Here is a 25,965-nt window from a genome sequence, read left to right as displayed (position 1 = left end):
GTTGGGCCGCGCGCGTGGTGGATGAGGCCATGACCTCCCTCCCCACACCCCGCGCCTACCAGGCCTTCCTGTTCGACATGGACGGCACATTGATCACCTCGACCCTCGCCGCCGAGCGGGTCTGGACCCGCTGGGCCGGACGTCACGGCCTGGACGTCGAGGCCCTGCTGTCGGTCATGCACGGGGTCCGCGCCATCGACACCATCCGCAACCAGAACCTGCCCGACATCGACCTGGCCGCCGAGGTCGCCTGGGTCGAACGCGGCGAGATCGAGGACGTGGAGGGCGTCGCCCCCATTCCCGGCGCCATAGATTTTCTCAAGCGCCTGCCGCCCGACCGCTGGGCCGTGGTGACCTCCGCGTCTGTCCCCCTGGCCCGCGCCCGGCTGAAGGCGGCCGGTGTGACCCCGCCCGCCGTCATGATCACCGCCGACGACGTCGAACGCGGCAAGCCCGACCCCGCCGGTTATCTGAAGGCTGCGGCGACCCTGGGCTTCGACATCGCCGACTGCCTGGTGTTCGAGGACGCCGAGGCCGGCATCAGGGCGGGCGAAGCGGCCGGGGCCGATGTCTTGGTCATCACCGCCGCCTGGACCCATCCGCTTCCGACGGATCACCCCAAGCTGGTGGACTATGCGGATGCAATCTTGGAATACGGCGAAGATGGAGAATTCCTCCTCCATCTAGGTCAACCTGCATAGGCCCGCGTCTAAAGGCGCGTCGCCGTGATATAACGACGATCAATTAATATTGAGGCCTTCATCATGACCGGATACGGCACGCTGGAATGGTCGGCGCTCTTCGTCGCCCTGCTGATCGTCATCGCCGTTCTCTGGCTCATTTTATGGCTGTCGAGCAAAATCGGTGAGCGCCGACGCGCCGAGACATGGGCCCAAGAACGTTTGATCGATGCCGACCTTGATCTCGACTGGCCGCCAGAGATGCCGTCCGATCTTCGGCTTCTTTACGGTGCGCTGGGGCATTTGCGGAACGTTCTCGAACACCTGTTGACGCAACCCCATACGCTGCAAAGCGAAATGCTGCGCGAACTCGCTGCGGCGGCGTGGCGACAACAGTGTGCAGCCGACTTCGACCGGCTGCTCCAAGCGGTCGCGGAGCCCTCGCCTCGATTTCGTCAGAACCTCACCGCAGCAGGCCTGACCGACGAAGCCGCACGTTTCAAGATCGCCGCCTATTACTATCTGGCCGCCCGTTCGGGTTTGCATTCCCCAAATCTCACCGTTCCCGGAAGCGAAGCAGAACGGCGTCGCTGGGATCAGGCGAAGAACGGCGCCAGACCCTTTGGAATCGTCTCGGAGCTGTTCCGAAGTCGGCGTGCGAAATCGGTCCTGAAGGCTGGGGATATAGTTCTGGAGAGCGTCTGCGCCGCCCTGCCCGACAGTATGAAGATGATTCAACTCGGCGGTCACGGCATCGCCGAAGTCAAGCAGACCGTCGAACTGCTCAAACCCCTGCGCCGGTCATTGATGTGAACTTCCCGAGCGGCGCCGACGATGCGCGCTTCCCCCTCGCGGTCTCGCTCCCTATCTTCGCCCCATGATCGACGACCTCTACAGCACGCGCATTCTGACGCTGGCGGCCAACCTGCCGCACGCAGGTCGTCTTCCCGCGCCCGAAGGCACCGGCGAGCGGGTGGCGAAGCTGTGCGGGTCGCGGGCGACGGTCGATGTGACGCTGGACGACCAAGGTCGCGTCGCCGGCTTCGCTCAGGACGTGAAGGCCTGCGCCCTGGGTCAGGCCGCCGCCGGGGTGATGGGCCAGTCTGTGATCGGCGCTTCGATCGATGAACTCCAGGACGCTCGCGACGCCATGTCCGCCATGCTGAAATCCGGCGGCGAAGGCCCGACCGGCCGGTTCGAGGACCTGCGCCTGCTGAAACAGGTCGCCGACTATCCGGCCCGCCACGCCTCGACTCTGGTCTCCATCGAGGCGACGCTGGAGGCGGTCGATAACGCCCTGACCGCCCGAACGCGTCTCGCCGGCGCGGCCTGACGGGCACGACCGGTTGATCCCCCTGCGATGACGGGGGATAAGCGCGGCGAACCCATCCAGCCCCCGGCGAAGGGACATATGTCTCTCTATGAACGCGGCGTCCGCGCGGCCCATCGGGGCTACAAGCTGACACTGTCCCCCCTGATCGGCCAGCAGTGCCGGTTCCTTCCGACCTGTTCGGACTATGGGCGCGACGCCCTGATCCAGCACGGACCGGTCAAGGGGGGATGGCTCACCGTGCGTCGCCTCTGTAAATGCCATCCCTTCGGCGGGTCGGGATACGACCCGGTGCCGCCAATAAAAGACTGACACATGATCGACCTGAAATTCCCCGACGGCGCTGTGCGCCAATATCCCGAAGGCTCCACGGCGCGCGACGTCGCGACCTCGATCTCGCCGTCGCTGGCCAAGAAGGCCGTGCTGGCCGAGCTGAACGGCGAACAGCGCGACATGGGCCGGGTGCTGGAGACGGGCGGCGACTTCCGCCTGATCATGCGCGACGATCCCGCCGCCCTCTATACGATCCGCCACGACACGGCCCACGTCCTGGCCGAGGCGGTCCAGACCCTGTTCCCCGGCACCCAGGTCACGATCGGCCCGGCCATCGAGGACGGCTTCTATTACGACTTTTTCCGTGAGGAGCCGTTCTCGACCGATGACTTCGCCGCCATCGAGAAGGAAATGGGCCGGATCGTCGATCGCGACGCCAAGTTCGAGCGCGAGGTCTGGGACCGCGACGAGGCGATCAAATTCTTCGAGGCGCGCGGCGAGAAGTTCAAGGCCGAGCTGATCCGCGACCTGCCGGGCACCGAGACCATCACCCTCTATAAGCAGGGCGACTGGATCGACCTGTGCCGGGGGCCGCACTTCCCCTCGACCCGCCACGTCGGCAAGGCGTTCAAACTGACCAAGCTGGCCGGCGCCTACTGGCGGGGCGACAGCAAGCGCGAGCAGCTGCAACGCATCTACGGCACCGCCTGGGCGACCAAGGAGGACCTGGACGCCCACCTGCAGCGTCTGGAAGAGGCAGAGAAGCGCGACCACCGCAAGGTCGGCAAGGCGATGGAGCTCTTCCACATGCAGGAAGAGGGCCGGGGCATGGTCTTCTGGCACCCCAAGGGTTGGGTCCTGTGGCGCGTGCTGGAGGCCTATATGCGCCGCCGCCTGGACGCCGCCGGCTATGTCGAGGTCAAGACGCCCCAGGTGCTGGACCGCAAATTCTGGGAACAGAGCGGCCACTGGGACAAGTACCGGCCCAACATGTTCGTCTGCGAGACGGTCGAGGGCGAGGAGCTGAGCCTCAAGCCGATGAACTGCCCGGGCCACGTCCAGATCTTCGACCAGGGCCAGCGGTCCTATCGCGAACTGCCGCTGCGCATGGCCGAGTTCGGCGCCTGCCACCGCTATGAGCCGTCGGGGTCGCTGCACGGGCTGATGCGGGTGCGCGGTTTCACCCAGGACGACGCCCACATCTTCTGCCGCGAGGACCAGATCGTCGAGGAAACGGCCGAGTTCATCAAACTGGCCCGTAGCGTCCACGCCGACCTGGGCATGGAGACCGCCTACATCAGCCTGGGCACCCGCCCCGAGAACCGCGCCGGTTCGGACGAGTTCTGGGACAAGGCCGAGGCCCTGATGGCCGAGGCCGCCCGCGCCGCCGGGACCGAACCCGTCGTCACGGAGGGCGACGGCGCCTTCTACGCGCCCAAGCTGGACTTCATCGTCAAGGACGCCATCGGCCGCGAATGGACCTGCGGCACGATCCAGCTGGACTACGTCCTGCCCGAGCGTCTGGACGCAACCTATATCGCCGAGGATGGCCAGAAGCACCGGCCGGTCATGCTGCACCGCGCGATCCTGGGCTCGTTCGAGCGGTTCATCGGCATCATGATCGAGAACTACGCCGGCGCCTTCCCCCTGTGGCTCGCCCCGACCCAGGCCGTGGTGGCCACCATCACCTCGGACGCCGATGACTACGCCCGCGACGTGATGGCCCGGTTCAAGGCCGCCGGCCTGCGCACCGAGATCGACCTGCGCAACGAGAAGGTCGGCTACAAGGTGCGCGAACACTCGGTCGGCAAGGTCCCGGTCATCGCCGTCGTCGGCCGTCAGGAAGCCGAGCAAGGCCTGGTCGCCATCCGCCGCCTGGGCTCCCAGGCCCAGACGGTGGTCACGGTCGAGGAGGCGATCCGCATCCTGGCCGACGAGGCGACCCCGCCGGATCTGAAGCGAGACCAGGCGGCCGATTGAGGCCGCGCCTTCGCGGCGATTGTCGCCTAGGATGGGGCGTCAGGCTTCAGCACGCTCCCGTGTCTGTGCCGACAAGGGTCTAAGGGGAAAGCGGGCATGCCCAGCACCATCTTGGTCACGGGCGGCGCCGGCTATGTGGGTTCGCACGCCTGCCTCGCCCTGTCTCAGGCCGGTTTCACGCCGGTGGTCTATGACAATCTGTCGAACGGTCATGCGGCCTTCGTCCAGTGGGGCGACCTTGAGATCGGCGACATCCGCGACGCAGCCCGTCTGGATGCCGTGATCGCCAGACACAGGCCTGTCGCCATCCTGCATTTCGCCGCCCTGATCGAGGTCGGGGAATCGGTCAAGGCGCCGGGCCGCTTCTACGACAACAATGTCGTCGGCGCCCTGACCCTGATCGAGGCGGCGCGGCGCGGCGGGATCGGGGCGATGGTCTTCTCCTCGACCTGCGCCACCTATGGCGACCCCGTCTATCTGCCGATGGACGAGGCCCATCCCCAGACGCCGCTGAACCCTTATGGCCGCTCCAAGCTGATGGTCGAACAGGCCTTGGCCGACTATTCGACCTATGCCGGCTTCCGCTCGGTCTGCCTGCGCTACTTCAACGCCGCCGGCGCCGACGAAGACGGCCGGATCGGCGAGCGCCACCACCCCGAGACCCACGCCATTCCGCTGGCGCTCCAGACGGCGCTGGGCCAGCGTCAGGGGTTCAAGCTGTTCGGCGACGACTACGACACCCGCGACGGCACGGCGGTGCGTGACTATGTCCATGTCATGGATCTGGCCGACGCCCATGTACGGGCGCTGAAATACCTGCTCGACAGCGGCGAGACGACGGTCTTCAACCTGGGCACCGGTACGGGCACGACGGTCAGGGAACTGATCGACACCATCCGCCGCACGACCAACCGGCCCTTCCCCGTCGAGACCGCGCCGCGCCGACCCGGCGACGCCCCCTGTCTGGTGGCCGACAACAGCCGTGCGCGCGAGGTTCTCGGCTGGCGGCCGACGCGGACGTTGGACGACATCGTTCGCACCGCCTGGCGCTGGCATGCCGCCGAGCGGGAGGCGCTTGAGGTCTAGGTCTTCGCAGCCTGCGCACGAAACCGAACAGAGGAACGCAAACCTGAAAGATCGCTTGTGATGGGGTGCGCGCCTGCGCTCCATCACAAATAGCGAGACACGACCATGGCCGAGAAAACCCTCGACACCCTGTTCCACGACACGCTCAAGGACATCTATTACGCCGAGCGCAAGATCCTGAAGTCCCTGCCCAAGATGGCCCGCGCGGCGCAATCGCCCGAGCTGAAGGCCGCCTTCGAAAAGCACAAGGACCAGACCGAAGGCCAGATCGAACGCCTGCAACAGGTCTTTGAGCTGATCGGCAAGGCCCCGCGCGGAAAGACCTGCGACGCCATCGAAGGCATTCTGGCCGAGGGCGATGAAATCATGGAAGAATATAAGGACACCCCGGCCCTCGACGCCGGCCTGCTGGCCGCCGCCCAGGCGGTCGAGCACTATGAGATCACCCGCTACGGCACGCTGAAGCGCTGGGCTCTGGTGCTGGGGATGAAGGACGCCGCCGCCCTGCTGGACGAGACGTTGCAGGAGGAATCCCAGACCGACGAAGACCTGACCGGCATTGCCGACGCCGCCGTCAACGCCGCCGCCATGAAGACGGCCGCCTGATACAGACCGGAGGCGGTCCGCGACCGCCTCCGCCTCTTTCTTCTCAAGCCTTGCGTCCGGAACCGGACACAGCACCTCTACAAAAGTCAGCGTTCACCGTATCTTAGGCGACAGTGACCGAAGTTGCGTCATCGGCCCTAGAGACCCTGACGATGACGCACCCAAAGACCGCCCGAGACCGGACCTTTCTGCAATATCTGATCGAAGCCGGGCATATGCGGTACTGGATCATCGCCAGTTGGGCGGTCGCCCTTTTCACCGTCACCGACTTCAAGACAGCCGCCGCCTGGTTCGTCGCGGCGACGCTTTCGGGTTTGCTGCGAACCTTCGTGGAGCGCGGTCTGGTCATGTCGGACGCCGCGATGCACGGGCGGATCAAGCTGGCGGCCGCCACCATTTCGTGCTTCGCCTGGGCGGCCGCGCCCCTGCTGGCCTTCCTCCATGGCGGAGCCTACGGCGTGCCGCTTGGCGTCGCCTTGCTTATCGCCGGCTATGTCCTGGTCTTCACCCAGATGCGGGCGGCCCCGCGCGAGGCCCTGATCGCCTCCGCCCCCTATTCCATCGTGGTGGCGATCCTGTTCGCCCATCTTTGGGGCACGCCGGGCTTCTGGGTCGTACTCAGCACGGTCCCTGTCCTTGCCCTGGCTCTGGTCATCAAGGTGGCTATCACCCAGATGAAGGACGGCGACCTTGAGGCCGTGAACCGCCGTCAGGCCGAACTGATCGCAGAGCTGGAGACGGCGCGCGACCGGGCCGACGCCGCCAGCGCCGCCAAGTCCAACTTTTTGGGCGTCATCTCGCACGAGCTGCGCACGCCGATGAACGGGGTGTTGGGCGCGGCGCAACTGCTTCAGATGTCCGAACTCAGCGACCGTCAGAAGGAGTTCGTCGGCGTAATCCGCAACTCGGGCGAAGGTCTGATGGTGCTACTGAACGACATCCTGGACATCACCAAGATCGAGTCCGGCAAGATGGAACTCGACATCGCCGACATCGAGACCGACACCTTGCTGACCCGGCTGACCGGGCCGTTCAAGGCCCAAGCCGAGGCGCGCGGCCTGACTTTCGCGACCGAGATCCGAGGCGATCTTCCGCCCGTTCTGAAGATGGACCCGCTGCGCCTGGCCCAGGTCACGCACAACCTTCTGGCCAATGCGATCAAGTTCACGCCGCAAGGCGAGGTTCGTCTGATCGTCGAAAGCGAACCGCGCGCCGATGGCTGTACCGCCCTGGGGATCAGCGTCGTCGATTCCGGCATCGGCATCGCGTCTGACGATATGTCGCGCCTGTTCCCGCCCTTCTCCCAGGTGGACGGGTCGTCCACACGCAAGTTCGGCGGCACCGGCCTGGGCCTCAGCATCTGCCAGCGCCTGGCCGTTCTGATGGACGGCGAGATCACGGTGACGTCGATCCCCGGCCAAGGATCGACCTTCACCCTTCACGCCACCTTCGACGCGCCTTCGATCGAAGCGGCCCCGGTCGAAGCCGCTCGCGTCGCCGCCTGATCAATCGCGCAGCAGTTCGTTGACGCCGGTCTTGGCCCGCGTCTGGGCATCGACGCGCTTGACGATGACGGCGCAGTACAGCGACGGCCCGCCGTTGGGATCAGGCAGCGCGCCCGGCACCACGACCGAATAGGCCGGCACCTCGCCACGGAAGACTTCGCCCGTCGCCCGGTCCACGATCTTGGTCGAGCCCGACAGATAGACGCCCATGGCCAGGACCGCGCCCTCGCGCACGATCACCCCCTCGGCGACCTCGGCCCGAGCGCCGATGAAACACCCGTCCTCGATGATGGTCGGATTGGCCTGCAACGGCTCCAGCACGCCGCCGATGCCCGCCCCGCCCGACAGGTGGACGTTCTTGCCGATCTGGGCGCACGAGCCGACCGTGGCCCAGGCGTCGACCATCGACCCCTCATCGACGAAGGCGCCGATGTTCACGAACGACGGCATCAGGACGACATTCCTGGCGATGTGGGCCCCGTGACGAACGATGGCGCCGGGCACCGAACGGAAGCCCGCCGATTGATAATCCGCCGCCGTCCAGTCGCCGAACTTGTTGGGCACCTTGTCCCAGAAGGGTCCGACGGCCGCAGGATGATCCGCAGACAACGGCATGACGGACGCAGGGCCGGCGCGCATGATCTGGTTGTCGTTCAGGCGGAAGGACAGCAGCACCGCCTTCTTCAGCCACTGATGCGTGGTCCAGACGCCGTCCTCGCCGCGCGAGGCGACGCGCGCCTGGCCGGAATCCAGCAGGGCCAGGGCCGTTTCGACGGCGTCGCGAACTTCGCCGTGGGTGGCGGCGGACACCTCGGCGCGCTGTTCCCAGGCGGCCTCGACGACGGATTCGAGATGCGACAGATCGGTCATGCGGCGTCCTTGAAGGTCAGGTCGGAGAGAAAGTCGAGAAGGTCGGGGGCCATATGGTCGATGTGGTCGCCCAGCGGCTTGCCGTGGCCGTCGCCGATCAGGACCGTGGCCATGCCCAGCGCCTTGGCCGGCTCCAGGTTCTTGGGCGTGTCCTCGAAGAAGGCGGCCTGGTGCGGATCGATCTCGAACCGTTCCAGCATCCGGCGGAAGGTGGCGGGATTGGGCTTGGGCGTCAGATCGCCATCCTCGATGGCGAAGACGTCCGCGAAACAGTCGGCGATCCCGATCCGCTCCAGCACCCGATGCGCATAGTCGCGCGCACCATTGGTGAAGACGTAGCAGCGGCCGGGCAGGATTTTCAGCCGTTCCGCCAAACGCGGATTGGGTTCGACCCCATCCAGAGGCACGTCGTGCACCTCATGCAGGAAACGCTCGGTATCGACGGCATAGTTGGCCATCAGACCGGCCAGGGTGGTGCCGTGCTCGTCCAGGAACTGACGCTGCATCGCCGCCGCCGCCTCGGGATCCAGCCCCACGGCCTCGACCACGAAGGCGTTGATCCGCGCCTGCACCAGCCGCATCAGCCCCTGCTCGCGCGGATACAGGGTGTCGTCCATGTCGAACACCCAGGCCCGCACATGCCCAAGGGATGCAGAATGGGGATCGCTCAAGACGCCTTCACCAGAGTGCCCGCGCCGAATTCGGTGAATAGCTCGACCAGCATGGCGTGCGGCCGACGACCGTCCAGAATGACAACCGCCTCGACGCCCGCACGCACGGCCGCCATGGCCGTCTCCAGCTTGGGGATCATGCCGCCGTGGGCGACGCCGCTGTCGATCAGGGCCTGCGCTTCTTCCAGCGTCATCTGGCGGATGATGTCGCCGTCCGCGCCCTTGACCCCCGGCACGTCGGTCAGCAGCAGCATCCGCTTGGCGTTCAGCGATCCGGCGATGGCGCCCGCCACCGTATCGGCGTTGACGTTGTAGGTCTGGCCGTCCTCGGCGACACCGATCGGAGCGATGACCGGAACCCAGTCCTCGGTCTCCGACGCGATCAGCCCCTTGATCAGCTTGGGATCCACCTTGGTCGGTTCGCCGACATAGCCCAGGTCGACCTCGTGCTCGATCATGCTGTCGGGATCGCGCTTGGTCCGGCGCGTCTTCTCGACCGTCAGCAGACCGGCGTCCTTGCCCGACAGACCGACGCCGCGCACGTCCGCCTCCTTGCCGGCCATGGTGATCCAGTGGGCGATCTCTTTGTTCACCGCGCCCGACAGGACCATTTCGGCGACTTCCATCGTCGCCGGATCCGTGACTCGCAGCCCATCGACGAAGCTGGACTTCACCCCCGCCTTTTCCAGCATGGCGCTGATCTGCGGCCCGCCGCCGTGCACCACGACCGGGTTCACCCCCATCAGCTTCAGCAGCACGACATCGGCCGCGAACTGACGCGCCACGGCGCTCTCGCCCATCGCGTGGCCGCCGTATTTGATGACCACGGTCTCGCGGTCATAGACCTGAATATACGGCAAGGCCTCGGCGAGCGTCTTCGCCGTCTCCCAGCTGCGTTCCTCGGACTGGCGTTCTGTTTCGTTCATCACGCGCGCGAGATAGCGGGCGATGGGGGCGGTGTCACGCGGGAAGGAGTAAAGGTCTTCTCAGAACGGCCACCTCGCATGGCAGACATTCCCCCAACTTGCGTCTGGCCTTTCGCTTCGATTGCTTCTCCTGGTCCAGACGCCTTAAAGCCGAGACATGAAAACGCTTTGCATCGACGGCTATAACCTCGCACTTGCGCGCGGGACCGGGATCGCCACCTATGGTCGTTCGCTGCTTGAAGCTGGAAAAGCGCTGGGCATGCGAACGGAGGCGGTGTTCGGCCCAGCCGTTCCACGTAGCCGTTCAAACCTCATCAATGAGACAAACTTGGTCGGCCCCGCGGCGGCTTCGCAGAAGCGATCCCTTGTTCAAAGGGTGGAGCGGCGTCTCGAAAAACGCATTGGCTCATTTGGAGCTAAGGTCTGGCCGATCGACATTTCAGGCGAAGTTTTGTGGCCGGAGGCGAGGGGCGGAATGCCAGATGTTGATGCGCTTTGGGCCGGCGACAACCTCTTTCACCGTGCAGGGCGGACGTTCCGCGACCACGGCCGATCAATACCTTTGAGTTTTGATGTCACCCTCGACAGGCCCAAGCCGGATATCATGCACTGGACGATCCCCATGGCGCTGCATGCGCCTGGGTGCGCCAACATCTACACAATCCACGATCTCATACCCCTGAAAGCACCACACACCACCACCACGGATCGCAAGGCGTTCATCGCACTTCATAACCAAGTCGCACGTCACGCTGACCATATCGCCGTCGTGTCCGAAGCCACCCGGCAAGACGTGATCGCGTTGCTCGGGGTGTCGCCGGAGCGGGTTACGAACACCTACCAAACCTTGTCTATGCCACCGCTTTATACGTCACGCCCCATTGCCGAGGTCGCGTCAAATTTGGAGGGCGTCTTCGGGCTGGAGTGGGAAAACTACTTCATCCACTTCGGCGCCATTGAGCCAAAGAAGAACCTGGGTCGCATCGTAGAGGCTTATCTGGCTTCAGGTTCAAAACGCCCGTTGGTCGTTGTAGGCGGCCGCGGCTGGCTCCAGGAAGACGAGACCGCTCTCCTGAAGCAGGCCTTGGGAAGGGGGAGTGAGGAAAACCAGCGCATTCGAGTCTATGACTACCTGACGCAATCAAGCCTGGTCGACCTGATCCGAGGAGCTCGAGCCTTGTTGTTCCCATCGCTCTACGAGGGGTTTGGCTTGCCCGTTCTGGAAGCCATGGCGCTCGGGACGGCGGTGTTGACCTCCAGAAGCGGGGCGTTGCCCGAAGTGGCGGGCGATGCGGCGATCGCCGTCGAAGCTGAAAGTGTGGACTCTATTAAGATGGGCATCCGCGCACTGGATGCCGACGACGACCTAGTTGCCGAACTGACCCACAAAGGCATTCTGCAAGCCGCAAAATTCAGCACTGAAGCCTACGCGGAAAGATTAAATGGGATGTATTCCAAGCTGCAATGATTGTCCCTTGAAGCTGGACGAAAGCGTCGATTGAAGCCTAAAGCCCTTTCCACGCGTGAGGTTGGGGTGACCGAATGACAAACAAGACGGCCTTGGTTGTGCTCGGCATGCATCGCAGCGGCACCTCGTCGGTGGCGGGAGCTCTAGCTATGCTAGGCGCAGAGCCGCCAAAAACCTTGCTGGCCCCTAGCGACGACAATCCAAGGGGATTTTGGGAAAGCTGGGAAATCATCCAGCTAAACGATCGCATTCTCCAGGCGGGGGAGTCTTGGTGGAACGACTGGCGGCGGTTCGACGAGCGCAAGATTTCCGAAGCGGCCCGACTGGCCTTCCATGCCGACATCCGCGCCACGCTGACAGATGAATTCGGCGACGCGGACACGATCGTCATCAAGGATCCCCGCTGCTGCCGGCTGTGGTCCTTCTGGGAGCCTGCCCTAGAGGGCGCAGGATATAAAGCACTTTATATCCTTCCGATTCGCTCGCCTGTGGAGGTCGCGCGCTCGCTGGACGCCCGCAATGGCTTCAGCATCGCCGAAGGCTTGATCCTGTGGCTACGCCACGTTCTGGAGGCAGAACGCGCGACGAGAGGAAAGCCACGCATAATTTCCCCGTGGACGACATTCATGTCCGACTGGCGCGGGGAAATCGCGCGAATGGAGAACACGCTCGGCTGGCGCTCACCGCCGCTAGACGGCGCAGAGGCTGCGGCGGTGGATGATTTCATCCACCCCGATCTCAGGCGTCAACGCGCGATCGGCGATGAAGACAGCCACAGTCATCCTTGGGCAGGCGAGGCCTTCGGCCTGATGCTGAAATTGGCGCAAGACGACACTGCTGAAACATGGCGGGAACTCGACGACCTTTCAGAACGGTTCGAAATCGCGAGCGATCTCTACGGCGGCGCCCTAGGCTCCATTCTTTGGAACGCCCACATGTCTCTGACGCGTGAAGCCGAACTTAGTTTCGCCCAAGGCGAAGTCTTACGCACCCAGGATCAGGTCACGTCCCTGAACGCCTCCTTGATCGACAGCGAAAGAATAATTGCAGACCAACAACAAGCGCTTTCAAGCCTTCACCTCCAATCCGAAGCGTCTAGGCAACGCATCGCTCAAGATGAGGACATTCGAGAGCTCCTCATCGCACAAGTTTCCGCGTTGGAGACCGCGCACCTTGATCTGACAGACGCGCATCGACGGCTTCGACTTGAGTCTGCGGCTCAGAATGAGAACGCTGAAAGTCGGATCACCGCATTGCTGGAAGCCGCGCGGCAAGCGGCTAAGGATCGAGCGCTGATCGTGAGCAAGCTTGAAGCAACCGTCCGCGACAAAACGACTCAGCATGAGCTGGTCGCCAAGGCTTTTGATGAGCTACGCATCCTGTTGGCCCGACAACCCATGCGGACAGTATGGAAATCTTTGACCCAAACGGAAACGGATCGTCGGCGGGACTGACGCCCGAGCGACCGTCTATTCACGCTCCCGCCGTACACCCGTCAGACGCTTCGCCAAAAGCGATGCCGCCACGCAACTTATTGCTCTATAAAACCAACATCTGAGTCTCGACTGATCGAGACGGTAGGGCGCATGCAGCATATCAGCGCTCATATTTTTTACGGCTCTCCAATGCAGGGAGGGCATCCTGGCGAGCACGCACGCCGCCCTCCCCGTCAAAGTGAGCTGGTAATTGTCCGAAACGACTCAATAAGACGTGCTTACCAACTGCTATCCGGTTGCTCGGATAATCAAGATCCTAGGTGACGATCTCCGTCTACGGTGAGCTGGCTATAGATTTGGATCAATTGCTCGGCCTGTTCCTTTGAGCTTCTGATCGCTTCATTCCTGGGCGCCGGCCGAAGATAGGTTTCCGGATCATTATTAATTTTGTCCAAAACAGCCGCTAAAGCCGCTGGTGACGACACGTCGACTATAAACCCATCCACATCGGGCCTGACATCTTCTCCAATCGCACCCCTGTCGCTCGCCACAACCCACACACCAGCGGCATTGGCTTCTCTGGTGACAAGGCCATAGCTTTCGACGCAAGCTGACGGCGCCAAAAGTACATCAATGTTCGCATAGAGGTTTGGAACTGCTGTCTGCCGAATTCGCCCCGAGAAAGTCACCTCCGTTTTACCCCAAGTGACTGTGGATTTGTGTTCCGCAGGCTGGGCGTGCGAAAGCGCCAAAAGTTCGACATTTTCGAACTCCCCCTGCCTCAGGGCCGCCTCCACCAAATCAAAGCCCTTGTGAGGTGACGTGTCACCGATATGGGCGAGCCGGACGCGGCCAGTTTTTGAGCGCGTGCGCTGAGCGACCGCGACATTCGGCAGACCGTTGCTCAGTGCCGATACGTTGGCGAATCCCGCATCCCTGTAAATTTTTTGGAAGTTAAGCGACGGGGTCAGTATCTCCTCGGCGCCCTCCAGGGCATCGCGAAGGTAGGCCAGTCGCTGGAGACTGTCAGAGAGCTTTAAAGGAGGCTTTGGACCCAGACGAACCTCATCGCCTGGAGTCCTCATTCTGGCCTGCTCGTCGAACAGAAACTGATAGTCAGACAACCACCAGCCGTCATGGACGCTCACAATATAAGGGACGTTATTTGACCGGCACACGTCGATAGCCGAGGACGTTATCCTTTGAATGCAATGGAAATGCACAAGATCTGGTTCGAACTGCGCTACCACACGGCCAAACCACTCCTCCATACGCTTATCTGAATATTTCCAGTCCAGATTATGTTCGAAGGGTGGAGCGATTCTAAAAACAGTTTTTCCGTTATAGGAATCCATCCTTTCTCGATAATCAGGCCGCGCATCGTAGTCCGTCGTTGCGACGGCAAACTCAAAATTTCCGCTCGCAGATAGATAATCCAGATTATCGGCGACTACGCGGGTCGCACCACCAATAGATTGTGGTGGGAAAAATACATTCACCAGGAGAATACGTTTAATATTCGTCTCATCTTTGCGCGGCAGCGCAGGTTTCAAGGCGTTCGCCATAGCCACCGCGCCCGCTTCAGCGCTGTAGCTTCTCAGCGCTTCTTCACGGGCCGCCTCACCTATCTGATGGCGAAGGGCTTCATCCCCCACAAGCATGCTAAGCGCTTGCGTCCATTGCTCGGGGGTTCGCGCCAGCAGGCCCGTCACTCCGTTTTCAATGACCTCATTATAAGTGGTGGTTGCACTCACAACTGACGGAACGCCAAGTATAGCCGCCTCCAGCCACTTAATCTCGCTCTTGCAGTCCGTCATCAATCCGGGAGAAAGGACCGCAAGATTTATATCCATCGTCGACAGTAGGGACCAAAACGCTACCGGATCTCGGATCAAGTCGACCTTGATTATACGGTCTGCGTAATGAGAAAAACTATCATCCAGCGCCAAATGGCCCACGACAACAAACTCGACTTGCGGGAAGGTGTCTAATACGTGTCGAATTGCATGGCCGGCGATGTCGTGAAAATCTTGATTATGCGCTAGGGTTGCAGATCCGTAGACAATCCTAACCTTTCCGTCTCCTCGTCGCCTGGCACTACGACCGTCACCAAAGACGTTGCGCGGATCGAGACCATTGCGGACGACAAAACACTCTTTGGATACGACTTCTGCGCCCATGCGCGCAGCAAGCGTAGGCGTGGAAGCAATGCCGTATTCGCAAAGCCGCATAGCGGAACGATACAATGTCGTCCCGTATATCAATCCCTGATAAATTCCCCGATCAATCTGCCCTTGGAAGCTTTCGAATGCATCAGGGTAATTTTCCGCATCAAATATTAGATCATCAATCTCGTAGTATGTCTTCAACCCAAGTCGTTTTGCCTGCAAAATGCAGCGTATCACAGATGGGAACGCAGGAACCCTATAGAAAATACACGCCGAAGCGTCTGAAATAGAACTTAGAAAATCGCCAGATTCTGACCACTCTATTATTTCAAAATCCCAACCATTAAGATCGAAAAGGTATTTTTTCTGATCGACCCTATAGTATGTGCATTGGTCGAGGCTTTTATTAGCAAATATAATAACTTTTTTCTTTTTGCTATTAATTGCTGCCGGAAAGTCTAACCCTCGCTCAAATGCGTCAGAGATCCATTTCACAGAATCTTCCATCACCTCGTCACCTTCAGCCCGTCGCTCAACGCTGTAGAGCGCTCGCGCCTTGACTGTCGCGTACTGAAATTCTTGGGCAATGACTGAGTCTAGGGTGGAAAGCCAAGGCTGCTCGCCGCCGAATTCCGCTTTTGTGCTGAGAAGCACAGCGAGCGCGTCGGTCGTTTTTCCAGCCTTGGCCGCAGTCTCGGCGCCAAGCACTACGGACCAGAGTTTGGGATCACCCGCACTGTTCGCCTTGTTGTAATGGTCAGAGGCAGCGCCCCAAAGCCCCAGACCATGATAGGCGTCGCCCATCGCATGCGAGATCGCAGGCGTCTCGAAGCCCATAGCGATGGCGCGCTGCAGCGCGCCTACAGCAGCGGCATGATCATGCTTCGATAGCCTGAACCGCGCAATCGCCAGCAGGAAGGACTCGGCCTCCTCGCCCAGCACTGGCCATGTAGAAGCTCCCATGGGATCGTGATCGAGCAGGTGCTTAAGCGCCACCCAACGGTTCTGCCGGTCTCTGCTTTCAAGATGAGCTGCGGCATATTCTTCCCACACAAAGCCTTGCGGATAGGCAAGCAGATCCAGGCCATGCACGGCCATCCATTCCTTGGGCGAGCCAGGCTCGCCTCGCTCCATGCCCTCGAATAGCCAATGGCGATAAGCGGTCTCCGGCGGCGCGCCGGCCAGCAAGGGGTGGACTTCGCGATAGAAGTTTAGATCGAAGCGCTTCGTGAAACTGAAGTCGGCAAGCCTAGCGATACCTTCGGTTATAAAGCGGACTTTGGCCTTTGCGCCCTCAACAGATTCTCCTAGCCAATCAAAGTTCAGTAGTGAGAATGCGCGATCGGAAAAATTCTCTTGCCACGCATTATATTTGACGTTGTTTGCGCTAAGAAATTCAGGGAAGGACGCATGGAAGCCCGTCTTTTTTTCGTTCTCCCGAAAGTGCGCACCAATGTCGCTGTCGCTCCAAAAGCCTGCCCCCATATAGATTTCAGAATAAAACTTGGGGTCTAAATTCGAGAAGGGACGCTTCTCGTCACGTCCGTGACGGATGTAGTGCAAATAGACATCCCAATCGTCGTCGATCGCTTTATCGACGTCCGGGTTCAGGCGGCGATATTCACCAATTGAGAACAGCGGCGGTAGCGACGCCATGAGCGAACTGTCTTCGAATCGAGCTTTGGCGTTCGGTTTTCGACCTTCCAAACGGCCATGGCTTTCATAGTGCGCCAATGCTTGTCGATCCGACAAACCGCCAAGATCTGAATACCGCCTACGGTAGAAATCTGGGTCAAAACCGGAAGCTGCTCCGCTTTGGTTACGTTTCATCGTGTGACCCTTCGAATCTTGCCCGCACTCCTAAACCTAATCGTGAGTTGGGATGCAACCCTCCTAATTTCAGGCCATTCAGCGAAGCCTGTGCAGCTTACAACTAGCACCACGTCGCAAAAGCTCACCCTTTGCCTTGTCACCGCCATGGGCAGGCGATACCCCGGAGGAAACATGGGATATTGCAACTTGAGCATCAGTCCAGTCGTCCTTCAGCCCCGTCGGTTCGGCGATTCTCGGGGTTGGTTCATGGAAACCTATTCTGAGGTCGCAGCGCTGGCGGCAGGCATCGACGTGCGATTCGTACAAGACAATCAGTCGTTTTCGGCGACGGAAGGCACGGTCCGTGGGTTGCACTTTCAGCGTCCGCCGCATGCCCAGGCTAAGCTGGTGCGCTGCGTACGCGGGTCGATCATGGATTACGCCGTGGATGTGCGTCGAGGTTCGCCGACTTATGGTCAGTATGTCGCCGCCGAATTGACCGCCGCGGGCGGCGAGCAGTTGTTTGTACCTGTCGGGTTTGCCCACGGGTTCGTCACGCTCGAGCCTGATGTAGAAATCGCCTATAAGGTATCAGGCCTCTATGCCCCGGACTGCGACGGCGGCATCATCTGGAACGATCCTATGATCGGCATTGAATGGCCTTTACCGGGTTCGGGGGCTGTGTTGTCTGACAAGGACAAACTTCTGCCGACCCTGGCTGAGTTCGACAGCCCCTTTGAGTATGACGGCCGGCCGCTTGAGCCGCTGCCCTCGCTCTGACGGAGAAACCCTTAATGCGTATTCTGGTCACCGGCGGCGCCGGTTTTATCGGCTCGGCGCTGGTGCGGCACCTTATTGAGCACACGGACCACGAAGTTCTGGTGTTCGACAAGCTGACCTATGCGGGCGTGCTCAGTTCGCTGGAACCCGTGGCGTCCAGCAATCGCTATTCTTTCGTTCAGGCTGACATCTGCGACGCAGACGCGGTGTCCAAGGCCCTGCAAGAATTCAGGCCGGACGTGGTCGCCCACCTGGCGGCCGAGAGCCATGTCGATCGGTCGATCGACGGGCCGGGCGAGTTCATCCAGACCAATATGGTCGGCACCTTCGTCATGCTGAACCAGGCGCTGGGTTACTGGCGCGGCCTGGACGAGGACGCCAAGGCGGCGTTCCGCTTCCACCACATCTCGACCGACGAGGTGTTTGGCTCGCTGGGCGAGGACGGCTTCTTCACCGAGACCACCCCCTATGATCCGCGCTCGCCCTATTCGGCGTCCAAGGCGGGGTCGGATCATCTGGTGCGCGCCTGGGGCCACACCTACGGCCTGCCCGTGCTGGTGACCAACTGCTCCAACAACTACGGCCCCTATCATTTCCCCGAGAAGCTGATCCCGCTGATCATCATCCGCGCCCTGAACGGCGAGCCCCTGCCGGTCTATGGCGACGGGTCGAACGTGCGCGACTGGCTGTTCGTCGACGACCACGCCCGCGCGCTTCAAGCCGTGTTCGAGACCGGCGCGCCGGGCGAGACCTATAATGTTGGGGGCAATGCCGAGCGTAAGAATATCGAGGTGGTCACGGCCATCTGCTCGATCCTGGACCGGTTGCGGCCCAAGGCCGAGGGGCAATACGCTGACCAGATCACCTATGTGACCGACCGGCCGGGCCACGACCATCGCTACGCTATCGACGCCTCCAAAATTCGCTCCGATCTGGACTGGACCCCGTCGGTGACCTTCGAGGAGGGGATCGAGCGGACCGTGACCTGGTATCTGGAGAACCAGTTCTGGTGGCAAGACATTCTGGACGCCCGCTATTCGACCCAGCGTCTGGGTGTCGCCAATGGCTGATCCGATCCACATCCTGATCACGGGCGGGGCCGGTCAGGTAGGACTGGAGCTCCAGGCCGCCGCCTGGCCGGAAGGCGTCGTGCTGCACGCCCTGACTCGGGCGGAGCTGGATCTGGGCGACGCCGCCTCGGTGCGCGCCGCCTTCGCCGCCACCCCCTACGCCGCCGTGATCAACTCCGGCGCCCACACCGCCGTGGACAAGGCCGAGAGCGAGGTCGCCGCCGCCTTCGCCGCCAACGCCATGGGGCCGGCGGTCCTGGCCGACGCCACGCGCGAGGCCGGGATCCCGCTGATCCAGGTCTCGACCGACTATGTGTTCGACGGGTCCAAGGACGGTCCCTATGTCGAGACCGATCCGGTCGGCCCGCTGGGTGTCTATGGCGCATCCAAGCTGGCCGGCGAACTGGCGGTGCGCGCCGGCAATCCCCGCTCGGTCGTGCTGAGGACGGCCTGGGTGTTGAGCGTCCACCGCGCCAACTTCCTCAAGACCATGCTGCGGCTCGCAGCCGACCGGCCGGCGCTGCGGGTGGTAGGCGATCAGCACGGCTGCCCGACCTCGGCGCGCGACATCGCCCAGGCGCTGAAGACCATCGCCCTGACGATGATCGCCGACGCGGACGCCCCCACCGGCGTCTATCAGTTCGTCAATGCCGGCGAGACGACCTGGGCCGGACTGGCCAGCGAGATTTTCGCCCTCAGCGCCGCAACCGGCGGCCCGTCCGCCACGGTCGAGGCCATCCCCGCATCCGAATACCCGACACCGGCCCGGCGCCCGACCAATTCGCGCCTGTCGACCGAGAAACTGACCCGTGACTACGGTATCGCGCCCCGCCCGTGGCAGGCCGCCGTTGCCGAGATCGTCCACGAACTCCACGCCGAAAGGACCCTCCCATGAAGGGCATCATCCTGGCCGGAGGATCGGGCACCCGCCTGCATCCGATGACACTGGTCACCTCCAAGCAGCTGATGCCGGTCTACGACAAGCCGATGATCTATTATCCGCTGTCGACTTTGATGCTGGCCGGCATCCGCGAGGTGCTGATCATCTCCACACCGCGCGACGTGCCCAGCTTCCAGGCTCTGCTCGGTGACGGCTCGCAGTGGGGCATGGAGATCCAGTATGCGGTCCAGCCCAGTCCCGACGGTCTGGCCCAAGCCTACATCATCGGCGCGGACTTCGTCGGCGACAATCCCTCGGCCCTGATCCTGGGCGACAACATCTACTACGGCCACGGCATCACCGACCTGTTCACCTCGGCCATGAGCCGGTCGGGGGGGGCGACGGTGTTCGCCTATCACGTCAACGATCCGGAACGTTACGGTGTGGTCGAGTTCGACGGCAACATGCGGGCCCTGTCGATCGAGGAAAAGCCCCGGGCGCCGCGCTCGAACTGGGCCGTGACGGGCCTCTATTTCTACGACGCCGACGCCGTCAAGATCGCCCGCGACTTGAAGCCATCGCCCCGTGGCGAGCTCGAGATCACCGACGTAAACCGCATCTATCTCGAACGGGACAAGCTGTCGGTCGAGATCATGGGGCGCGGCTACGCTTGGCTCGACACGGGCACACCCGACAGTTTGCTGGAAGCCGCCGAGTTCGTCCGCGTCTTGGAAAAACGCCAAGGATTCAAGATTGCCTGTCCTGAGGAAATCGCTTTCCAGAAGGGCTTCATCGACGCAAACCAGCTGGAAAAGCTCGCTGCCAATCTCGGTAAGAGCACTTATGGTTTATATCTGCGGAGTCGACTCCAGGAGGCCAAATAGGATGCTGATTTACTCCGCAAGTAGCCGAAATATCCGATCTCTGTTTGAAATGGCGAGTTGGAAAAACGCCAACTGATCCAACTGGAGTTTCCGAAGCTCTGCGCGGTCAATAACAGTTGGAGGTTTCTCCAAACTCAAAAAGAATTCGAACTTCCCTTCGATAGTCGGATGGAAATCTCGGAGAAGATAATCAAACAGACCAAGACCACATGCCCCGGTCAACAAATTTAAGAAAGACCGTGGAGTGAAAGCCCAACAGTGGCTATCGAAGTATTCGCCATCAATGGCGCGTCGTGCCTGATCGAACGCAAGCTGTGGCGCGATTGCTCCTGAATACGGCGGCGTATTTGAGAGGTCGATATCTGAAAACCAAGGCTCTCCTGGCTCTACGGCCTTTCCGTAGTAGCAGGAATCAAAGACTTGTCTTGCACTAGGCCGAACAAACGACTGGAGATCAGCCTCGATCAACTCCCCCAAGGAACTCTCGGGACAAGCTATGTCGAAAGTGAACCTTTTGTCTGGTATAGCGAGGTTGAAGACCCCTCCAGGGATCAAGACCTCTCCAACGCCGCGAAACCAGCCAAGTGGATTTGGGACATGTTCGATTACATGACTTGCTATTGCATATTGGAATCGCTGGCTTCCCACGACAGCAGATAACGATCCAGACCCAGGCCAAACATAGTCGATGTCGACGACGCTGTCCGCGTGGGCGTACCCGGAATTTCTAAGGCGGTCTTTTATCGTATCGGTATCCGCATAATCGACAAACTTGCACCGTGCAGAACCGAGGATGGGATTATTCGCGGCCCCGATCTCTAAGCCAATTCCAAGGAGATCCGCGCCCCTCGTTAGGTGGACATCTCGATAACTGCTAGGAGCCCAAGATGGACTGTCCGCAAACGTGTTCATGCCGATCCCCCGCCATTCCGAACCAGGATAGCCGAGCCACATTCGTACGAGCTTTTCGGTCGGCCCTCAACCATAACTAGCGTCGCGCTCAACCCCGCGCGCGGCTATCTCAAATCTACAAAAGCAACTTTTGCGCCGCCGAAGCCGACTTCACCGCCCACACAACCGTGCACAACAGTGATCGTGAACTCCATTCCATCGATCTCAGGCCAGTCAGCCTCAAGCACGACTTCGTAACGACCAGACTTGTCCGGCCTAACGTTATGTATAGTAGGAGTAAGCGGCGGGCCCCACCGGAACTGAAACTCGTGCGAGGCTGCATCCTCATCGAACGATATTTCAGCAGAGATGCGCCACCGCCCTTTCGGCGCCCATAGATAGGGCCCCCTTAGCAAGGGTCGCGGCGGCCCCGTCATATCCAGTAAAGCTTCGTCGCCAGACAGGACCAAAGGCAGCCTATCGTAAATGAATAGACGCGGCCCCCACCGTGTTGGAGCCGATCCAACATCCGCACCAATGTAGGTTAGGGACTGAGCGGCTTGGATATCCCCTTCTCCGGTTCCAGAGGGGTCAAGGGAGGGCGGAGCAACCTCAAGACCCACGAACTGCAGCGGCGATCCATTACGCGCTGCATCAGCAGCAGCGCTGGTCACTACCACTCCGCCCTTCGCCCATTCCTGGGCCTCAACCGCATGTCGGGTGATTTCGATCACATGAACGCGCGCGTCGTCCGAGGGTATGAGGTCCAGACCCGAAAACCGTTCGAGGCCATCGAGTATCGAAACACGCGCACATTCTGGCGTGGTGACAAAGTTACGGTGGTCGGAGGATACAAAAATCCGATTCCTATCTCCATCACTTCGGCTGGAAGGTCTGTCCTCCAAAAACACCACCTCGGCTTGACCGGCAGCCGCAGCGATCCGCAACGCTGATGTCCAACCTTCAACCTGCCTGATCGATCCGAGAAGGACACAACGATTCATCCATCCCGCCTCTTCATCAGAACGGATCACGCTGTCCTCAACCATTTGTAGATTTCAACCGCCTCGTTGATATCCTCGAAGACTTTCGCCTTACCGCCCTCGATGAGAAGCGCACGGTCGCAGTTGGACTGGATTAGACCCGTGTCGTGGGAGGCCATGAGAAAAGCCCGATTTGCTCGTTGTTCGAACAATTCATACTGGCATTTCCGCTGGAACCGCGCGTCGCCGACGGCGACAAGCTCATCAATCAAATAACAATCGAACTCGATAGCCAGCGACAGGCCAAATGCCAACCGAGCCCTCATGCCAGAGGAGTAGTGCCGAACAGGAAGACGGAGAGATCGCCCCAGTTCGGCGAAATCATCGACACGTTCCCTCACTTCCGTGAAGTCACGACCGTATATACGCGCGAGGAAGCGAATGTTGTCCAAGCCGGATAGGCTGCCTTGGAACCCTCCGTTGAAGCCGATTGGCCATGACTGGCTCATGCCCCAGCTGATCCGGCCGCTCGACGGCGACATTATGCCGCCGAGAAGCTTGATTAGCGTCGACTTTCCCTGTCCATTGCGCCCCAACAAGGCTAACCGCCCCCCTTTCGACAAGTCGAAGGAAAGGTTTTGAAAGACGGGTCTATGGGCCGTCCGGTAGGTCAGACTGACGTCTTCAACCCTTAGCCCCGGCTGCAGAGGCGACGACATCAGTCCTGCCTATGCTCGCGAACACCGGCCCAGATCAGCCATCCTAGACCATAAAGCAGAAGGGTTGTCGCAAAGACGGCAAGGATCGACAGCCAGCGTCGCGGCTCTGTCGATGAGTCCGGCAAACTGGGAGAAACCACGCGCTCGAGATAGACCTGCTGTCTGCGCGCATCCTGTTCCGCCGCAAGCAGGGCCGTCGTCGTTGCTGCCAGCTCCCGTGTCGCCAACTCCCTGTTGAACGTCAGCTCCTCATAAGCCCCGACGCGAGGCGCAAGAGTGCCGGCTCCACCTGACATCTTGGCGCGCTCCGCTTGAACCTGCCGTTCGTAGGCGGCGATTCGCGAGTCGATGATGGAAAGCTGTGGGCTTTGAGGCGCCTGGGCGGCGAGCTGGCTGCGTTCGGCGCGCAGCTGGGCGACTGTGGCGTTCAACTGACCAATCAATTGCGCATTTTCCGCAACGGCGCTTTCAGGGTCGATGAATTCTTCCCGGTTGCGGAAGGCCGTCAGTTTTTGCTGAGTTTCCGTCAAACGCGTCATCGCAGTCTCACGGGCTAACCGCGAATCCGCGACCGCATCCTGTACCGAACGCGCATTCAGGCGGTTAACCAAGGTCTCGCCGCCGTCCAACATCGCAGATGCGAGGGCCTGGGCGTCTTTAGGACGAAATGCTTCCACTCTCAGCGTACTGATTCCCGTCGTTGAATCGTATCCGACAGTAACAAAACGCTTGAGCGCCTTCTGGAGGCCCTCCCCGCTCCGGCTCTCCCCCGGACGGGGATAGCGCGAAAGAATATCTGCTCCTGGGCGATTGAGAACCTGTGCGACATCGAACCGCCGTTGGAGATCGCTCAAACCGTCTGAGGACGTAATGTATTCGTGGACGGCGAACGCATCGGTTTGACCGGAGGATAGACCAACGCCTTGCAAGGCGACTCCAAAGGCGCTGGGCGAATGGCCGGCGGACCTAACGATAAATCGTGCCTCGGACACATAAAGCGGAGACGCGATCAGCAAGAAATAGATTGAGGCCAAGAGGGTAGGCAGCACGACAACGATAAGGAAGCCGAGTGGAATCCGACGCCACAATGGCACCTTGCGATCGTAGGTCAGCGCCTGGGGGAGTGGGCCAATGTAGTTGAGTTTGGGCTCGGTCATAAAAGGTCCATCGCCATGCTGTTGGCGTGCGGTAACAGGTTATTCCACATCAACACGGTCCCTCGCGTCAGCGAGAAGAATCAAAGCAAGGAAGTTCAAAATGCAGGCCCAAGTGAGCGCGTAGCCAACGTGGTAGTGGGTTTTGACAAACTCGCCAAACACTCCCGCCCGAACCATCTCTATGCCATGAGGAATGGGAATGAGCAGGTACATCTCCTGAAAGCGGTGCGGCAACCAGTCGACCATAAAAAACGCACCCGACAACGGAATGAGGGCGTAGGTGAGAAGTGGAACAAGCCGCTCCATAACTTCCCACCGCAGCGCCAAAGCGGCCAGAGTCATGGCAAGCCCTGAACTGATTAAGGCTAGTATCACCCATCCAACGTAAACTAAGAGAATATCATGCGGCCAAGTCACCTGGCCCAACGCAGCCAAAACGACGTAAACAATCATAAAGGCCGCCGAGGCCCCCATGAATTCTAAAAGATTTCGCGCCAAGAACACATGCAGAACTTTTATCTGCCTGTGAAAGAGAAGCCCTATATTGCCTTGAATCGCATTCTGAGAGTAGCTGATCTGGTGACGGAGTAGCAAAAGACACATGTAGCCCGTCATCACAAATGGGCCGAGACGAACGCCATGTTCATAAGCCGGCTTGATGATAGACCACATAATCAAGACGCCGAGGCAAAACAGCAGTGGCTCGCCGATTAGCCAAGCAAACCCGAGCCCCTCACGTCCGAAGCGGGTTATGGTTTCCCGCATCATTAAGGCGCCGATAATGCGGCTGTTCTTTGGAACCGAAACCGGCGTACTCATCTATTGACACCAAGGTCCACGGTTACACCAGCGCGCTGCGCCACAGATTGGAGCGACAATAGCGACGCTACGGCCTTAAACAAGAGGTTCGGTAAGCAGGCGGAGATTTTGATCAACTGCCTCTTTCGAACACAGCAACTGTCTGGCCATCGCCCGTGTGCGGCAATCCGTAATCGTAGCTGACGACCCACATATTAAGATGCCTGGCCCAAACCTCAATCTGAGACCGCTCGGTAAACATGTTCAACTGATCGTCTTTTTGTCCGGCACGCGCGCGATCCACCATCCCCCTGAAGATCGGCCAGTTGCCCTCACTCTCTAGGAACGAAAACACCACTCGTCCGCCAGGCCGAAGAACGCGCCGTGCCTGCTCAAGGTAGAGATAACTCTCCTGATGAAGCAAATGGGTCACCACACTGAAGATCGCCACCATGTCCGCAGAGGCGTCTGGGGCAGGCAGTGTCAGGTCATGATTGAGAAGAAAACGATACTCAGCCGGCGACTGACTGCGGGCGTAGTCTAAAAGCTCCTGAACGATATCAATGCCGAGATATTCTAGGTTTTCAAACTTGAGGCCAAGGTGCTTTGCCAAGCGCCCGCTTCCGCACCCAAGGTCAACCACCGACATGCCGTCTCGTAAGCCTGCTCGCTCCAGCACCTCAACCAACAGCGACCCCGTAAGATCATAGGACCCGCCAACTGCGTACGACATAGCGTCGTCAAGCGAATGACGCTCCATCAGCTCACGAACGTAAGCGGTATAATCCGTCACGAAATGCGGCTGGTCGTCCCGACGCGCTAGCGCGGCTTTCAGGTCGCGAATCTCGGCAAGAAGAGAATTTCTCTCTTGGCTGCCAAAGCCCTTGGTCTTCGTCGTACCGCGTCCAAACATACTTGATCCCATCAAAATCTTGCACTCCTTAACAACTCGGAGGGCTGCGGCAAACCCGTCAAAACCGCCAAGTGTTCGA

24 protein-coding genes are annotated in these 25,965 nt (G+C 60.6%); 14 read left to right on the top strand and 10 right to left on the bottom strand.

The features are described 5' to 3' along the window. Positions 1 to 29 precede the first annotated feature (29 nt). The 8 genes from ACK4MH_RS09720 (at position 30) to ACK4MH_RS09685 (ending at position 7,460) form a co-directional block, all read left to right on the top strand. Positions 30 to 701: an HAD-IA family hydrolase gene (locus tag ACK4MH_RS09720; protein WP_409717463.1), complete on the top strand. Its 672-nt coding sequence runs from the start codon at positions 30 to 32 to the stop codon at positions 699 to 701. A gap of 63 nt (positions 702 to 764) precedes the next feature. After that, the gene (locus ACK4MH_RS09715) at positions 765 to 1,493 is read left to right on the top strand and encodes a hypothetical protein (RefSeq protein ID WP_409717461.1); all 729 of its coding nucleotides are present in this window, start codon (positions 765 to 767) and stop codon (positions 1,491 to 1,493) included. Between the two features lie 64 nt (positions 1,494 to 1,557). Further along, entirely contained in the window at positions 1,558 to 2,013 is a 456-nt protein-coding gene (locus tag ACK4MH_RS09710; protein WP_409717459.1) for an iron-sulfur cluster assembly scaffold protein, read from the top strand. A gap of 78 nt (positions 2,014 to 2,091) precedes the next feature. After that, on the top strand, positions 2,092 to 2,322 hold the full coding sequence (yidD, locus tag ACK4MH_RS09705) for a membrane protein insertion efficiency factor YidD (RefSeq protein ID WP_292024213.1): 231 nt from the start codon (positions 2,092 to 2,094) through the stop codon (positions 2,320 to 2,322). Positions 2,323 to 2,325: 3 nt separating this feature from the next. Beyond that, on the top strand, positions 2,326 to 4,263 hold the full coding sequence (gene thrS, locus ACK4MH_RS09700) for a threonine--tRNA ligase (protein WP_409717456.1): 1,938 nt from the start codon (positions 2,326 to 2,328) through the stop codon (positions 4,261 to 4,263). 96 nt (positions 4,264 to 4,359) lie between these two features. After that, positions 4,360 to 5,349, top strand: a complete 990-nt coding sequence (gene galE / locus ACK4MH_RS09695) for a UDP-glucose 4-epimerase GalE (RefSeq protein ID WP_409717454.1) — start codon at positions 4,360 to 4,362, stop codon at positions 5,347 to 5,349. A gap of 105 nt (positions 5,350 to 5,454) precedes the next feature. Next, positions 5,455 to 5,955 (top strand): ferritin-like domain-containing protein, encoded by a 501-nt coding sequence (locus ACK4MH_RS09690; RefSeq protein ID WP_409717453.1) that lies wholly within the window; start codon positions 5,455 to 5,457, stop codon positions 5,953 to 5,955. Positions 5,956 to 6,107: 152 nt separating this feature from the next. Beyond that, entirely contained in the window at positions 6,108 to 7,460 is a 1,353-nt protein-coding gene (locus tag ACK4MH_RS09685; protein ID WP_409717451.1) for a sensor histidine kinase, read from the top strand. On the opposite strand, the gene dapD is transcribed toward ACK4MH_RS09685, so the two are convergent. The 3 genes from dapD to argB are packed head-to-tail and all read right to left on the bottom strand — an operon-like array spanning position 7,461 to position 9,927. Beyond that, positions 7,461 to 8,330 (bottom strand): 2,3,4,5-tetrahydropyridine-2,6-dicarboxylate N-succinyltransferase, encoded by an 870-nt coding sequence (gene dapD, locus ACK4MH_RS09680; protein ID WP_409717449.1) that lies wholly within the window; start codon positions 8,328 to 8,330, stop codon positions 7,461 to 7,463. It lies immediately after the preceding gene. Continuing rightward, on the bottom strand, positions 8,327 to 9,001 hold the full coding sequence (locus tag ACK4MH_RS09675) for a pyrimidine 5'-nucleotidase (RefSeq protein ID WP_409717447.1): 675 nt from the start codon (positions 8,999 to 9,001) through the stop codon (positions 8,327 to 8,329). The genes dapD and ACK4MH_RS09675 overlap by 4 nt, the downstream gene beginning before the upstream one ends. Beyond that, the gene (gene argB, locus ACK4MH_RS09670) at positions 8,998 to 9,927 is read right to left on the bottom strand and encodes an acetylglutamate kinase (RefSeq protein WP_135194182.1); all 930 of its coding nucleotides are present in this window, start codon (positions 9,925 to 9,927) and stop codon (positions 8,998 to 9,000) included. The genes ACK4MH_RS09675 and argB overlap by 4 nt, the downstream gene beginning before the upstream one ends. Before the next feature lie 157 nt (positions 9,928 to 10,084). On the opposite strand from argB, the gene ACK4MH_RS09665 reads away from it, so the two are divergent. Both ACK4MH_RS09665 and ACK4MH_RS09660 read left to right on the top strand, forming a co-directional pair. Continuing rightward, complete coding sequence (locus tag ACK4MH_RS09665) at positions 10,085 to 11,395, top strand: glycosyltransferase family 4 protein (RefSeq protein WP_409717444.1); 1,311 nt, start codon at positions 10,085 to 10,087, stop codon at positions 11,393 to 11,395. A 74-nt stretch (positions 11,396 to 11,469) separates the two neighbouring features. Next, complete coding sequence (locus ACK4MH_RS09660; protein ID WP_409717442.1) at positions 11,470 to 12,849, top strand: hypothetical protein; 1,380 nt, start codon at positions 11,470 to 11,472, stop codon at positions 12,847 to 12,849. A 290-nt stretch (positions 12,850 to 13,139) separates the two neighbouring features. Here the strand turns inward: ACK4MH_RS09660 and ACK4MH_RS09655 are convergent, their stop codons facing one another. Then, positions 13,140 to 16,829, bottom strand: a complete 3,690-nt coding sequence (locus ACK4MH_RS09655; RefSeq protein ID WP_409717440.1) for a glycosyltransferase — start codon at positions 16,827 to 16,829, stop codon at positions 13,140 to 13,142. A gap of 174 nt (positions 16,830 to 17,003) precedes the next feature. Between ACK4MH_RS09655 and rfbC the strand changes: the two genes are divergently transcribed. From rfbC to rfbA, 4 genes are read left to right on the top strand one after another with little or no spacing between them, the layout of a single operon-like run. Further along, positions 17,004 to 17,591, top strand: coding sequence for a dTDP-4-dehydrorhamnose 3,5-epimerase (gene rfbC / locus ACK4MH_RS09650; RefSeq protein WP_409717438.1), 588 nt, complete (start codon positions 17,004 to 17,006; stop codon positions 17,589 to 17,591). 14 nt (positions 17,592 to 17,605) lie between these two features. Next, entirely contained in the window at positions 17,606 to 18,661 is a 1,056-nt protein-coding gene (rfbB, locus tag ACK4MH_RS09645; protein ID WP_409717436.1) for a dTDP-glucose 4,6-dehydratase, read from the top strand. Next, a complete protein-coding gene (gene rfbD / locus ACK4MH_RS09640) occupies positions 18,654 to 19,556 on the top strand; it encodes a dTDP-4-dehydrorhamnose reductase (protein ID WP_409717434.1) in 903 nt (300 codons plus the stop codon). Before rfbB ends, rfbD begins: the two co-directional genes overlap by 8 nt. Next, the gene (rfbA, locus tag ACK4MH_RS09635; protein WP_409717432.1) at positions 19,553 to 20,425 is read left to right on the top strand and encodes a glucose-1-phosphate thymidylyltransferase RfbA; all 873 of its coding nucleotides are present in this window, start codon (positions 19,553 to 19,555) and stop codon (positions 20,423 to 20,425) included. Before rfbD ends, rfbA begins: the two co-directional genes overlap by 4 nt. A 9-nt stretch (positions 20,426 to 20,434) precedes the next feature. Here the strand turns inward: rfbA and ACK4MH_RS09630 are convergent, their stop codons facing one another. The 6 genes from ACK4MH_RS09630 to ACK4MH_RS09605 form a co-directional block, all read right to left on the bottom strand. Next, on the bottom strand, positions 20,435 to 21,379 hold the full coding sequence (locus tag ACK4MH_RS09630) for a methyltransferase domain-containing protein (protein ID WP_409717430.1): 945 nt from the start codon (positions 21,377 to 21,379) through the stop codon (positions 20,435 to 20,437). A 62-nt stretch (positions 21,380 to 21,441) separates the two neighbouring features. Beyond that, entirely contained in the window at positions 21,442 to 22,350 is a 909-nt protein-coding gene (locus ACK4MH_RS09625) for a hypothetical protein (protein ID WP_409717428.1), read from the bottom strand. Continuing rightward, complete coding sequence (locus tag ACK4MH_RS09620) at positions 22,347 to 23,018, bottom strand: ABC transporter ATP-binding protein (protein ID WP_409717426.1); 672 nt, start codon at positions 23,016 to 23,018, stop codon at positions 22,347 to 22,349. The genes ACK4MH_RS09625 and ACK4MH_RS09620 overlap by 4 nt, the downstream gene beginning before the upstream one ends. Further along, positions 23,018 to 24,175 carry a chain-length determining protein gene (locus ACK4MH_RS09615; RefSeq protein WP_409717424.1) on the bottom strand — a complete coding sequence of 386 codons (1,158 nt, stop codon included), beginning with the start codon at positions 24,173 to 24,175 and terminating at the stop codon, positions 23,018 to 23,020. Before ACK4MH_RS09615 ends, ACK4MH_RS09620 begins: the two co-directional genes overlap by 1 nt. 39 nt (positions 24,176 to 24,214) lie before the next feature. Continuing rightward, entirely contained in the window at positions 24,215 to 24,994 is a 780-nt protein-coding gene (locus ACK4MH_RS09610; protein WP_409717422.1) for an ABC transporter permease, read from the bottom strand. Positions 24,995 to 25,106: 112 nt separating this feature from the next. Continuing rightward, the gene (locus ACK4MH_RS09605) at positions 25,107 to 25,886 is read right to left on the bottom strand and encodes a methyltransferase domain-containing protein (RefSeq protein ID WP_409717420.1); all 780 of its coding nucleotides are present in this window, start codon (positions 25,884 to 25,886) and stop codon (positions 25,107 to 25,109) included. Between the last annotated feature and the right edge of the window lie 79 nt (positions 25,887 to 25,965).

It is taken from the genome of Brevundimonas sp. (assembly GCF_046295075.1).
Classification (GTDB): Bacteria; Pseudomonadota; Alphaproteobacteria; order Caulobacterales; family Caulobacteraceae; genus Brevundimonas.
The sequence above is the reverse complement of the archived record's forward strand: the minus strand, read 5'-3'. Positions and strand labels throughout refer to the sequence as shown.

What these genes read in the sequence shown, in the direction of transcription:
- rfbA (WP_409717432.1), top strand. Translation starts at nt 19,553, where the DNA reads ATGAAGGGCATCATCCTGGCCGGAGGATCGGGCACCCGCCTGCATCCG.
- ACK4MH_RS09660 (WP_409717442.1), top strand. Translation starts at nt 11,470, where the DNA reads ATGACAAACAAGACGGCCTTGGTTGTGCTCGGCATGCATCGCAGCGGC.
- ACK4MH_RS09605 (WP_409717420.1), bottom strand. Translation starts at nt 25,886, where the DNA reads ATGTTTGGACGCGGTACGACGAAGACCAAGGGCTTTGGCAGCCAAGAG.
- ACK4MH_RS09710 (WP_409717459.1), top strand. Translation starts at nt 1,558, where the DNA reads ATGATCGACGACCTCTACAGCACGCGCATTCTGACGCTGGCGGCCAAC.
- ACK4MH_RS09610 (WP_409717422.1), bottom strand. Translation starts at nt 24,994, where the DNA reads ATGAGTACGCCGGTTTCGGTTCCAAAGAACAGCCGCATTATCGGCGCC.
- dapD (WP_409717449.1), bottom strand. Translation starts at nt 8,330, where the DNA reads ATGACCGATCTGTCGCATCTCGAATCCGTCGTCGAGGCCGCCTGGGAA.
- argB (WP_135194182.1), bottom strand. Translation starts at nt 9,927, where the DNA reads ATGAACGAAACAGAACGCCAGTCCGAGGAACGCAGCTGGGAGACGGCG.
- ACK4MH_RS09615 (WP_409717424.1), bottom strand. Translation starts at nt 24,175, where the DNA reads ATGACCGAGCCCAAACTCAACTACATTGGCCCACTCCCCCAGGCGCTG.
- ACK4MH_RS09690 (WP_409717453.1), top strand. Translation starts at nt 5,455, where the DNA reads ATGGCCGAGAAAACCCTCGACACCCTGTTCCACGACACGCTCAAGGAC.
- ACK4MH_RS09630 (WP_409717430.1), bottom strand. Translation starts at nt 21,379, where the DNA reads ATGTGGCTCGGCTATCCTGGTTCGGAATGGCGGGGGATCGGCATGAAC.
- yidD (WP_292024213.1), top strand. Translation starts at nt 2,092, where the DNA reads ATGTCTCTCTATGAACGCGGCGTCCGCGCGGCCCATCGGGGCTACAAG.
- ACK4MH_RS09685 (WP_409717451.1), top strand. Translation starts at nt 6,108, where the DNA reads ATGACGCACCCAAAGACCGCCCGAGACCGGACCTTTCTGCAATATCTG.
- ACK4MH_RS09715 (WP_409717461.1), top strand. Translation starts at nt 765, where the DNA reads ATGACCGGATACGGCACGCTGGAATGGTCGGCGCTCTTCGTCGCCCTG.
- ACK4MH_RS09720 (WP_409717463.1), top strand. Translation starts at nt 30, where the DNA reads ATGACCTCCCTCCCCACACCCCGCGCCTACCAGGCCTTCCTGTTCGAC.
- ACK4MH_RS09665 (WP_409717444.1), top strand. Translation starts at nt 10,085, where the DNA reads ATGAAAACGCTTTGCATCGACGGCTATAACCTCGCACTTGCGCGCGGG.
- ACK4MH_RS09620 (WP_409717426.1), bottom strand. Translation starts at nt 23,018, where the DNA reads ATGTCGTCGCCTCTGCAGCCGGGGCTAAGGGTTGAAGACGTCAGTCTG.
- ACK4MH_RS09655 (WP_409717440.1), bottom strand. Translation starts at nt 16,829, where the DNA reads ATGAAACGTAACCAAAGCGGAGCAGCTTCCGGTTTTGACCCAGATTTC.
- galE (WP_409717454.1), top strand. Translation starts at nt 4,360, where the DNA reads ATGCCCAGCACCATCTTGGTCACGGGCGGCGCCGGCTATGTGGGTTCG.
- rfbB (WP_409717436.1), top strand. Translation starts at nt 17,606, where the DNA reads ATGCGTATTCTGGTCACCGGCGGCGCCGGTTTTATCGGCTCGGCGCTG.
- thrS (WP_409717456.1), top strand. Translation starts at nt 2,326, where the DNA reads ATGATCGACCTGAAATTCCCCGACGGCGCTGTGCGCCAATATCCCGAA.
- rfbD (WP_409717434.1), top strand. Translation starts at nt 18,654, where the DNA reads ATGGCTGATCCGATCCACATCCTGATCACGGGCGGGGCCGGTCAGGTA.
- rfbC (WP_409717438.1), top strand. Translation starts at nt 17,004, where the DNA reads ATGGGATATTGCAACTTGAGCATCAGTCCAGTCGTCCTTCAGCCCCGT.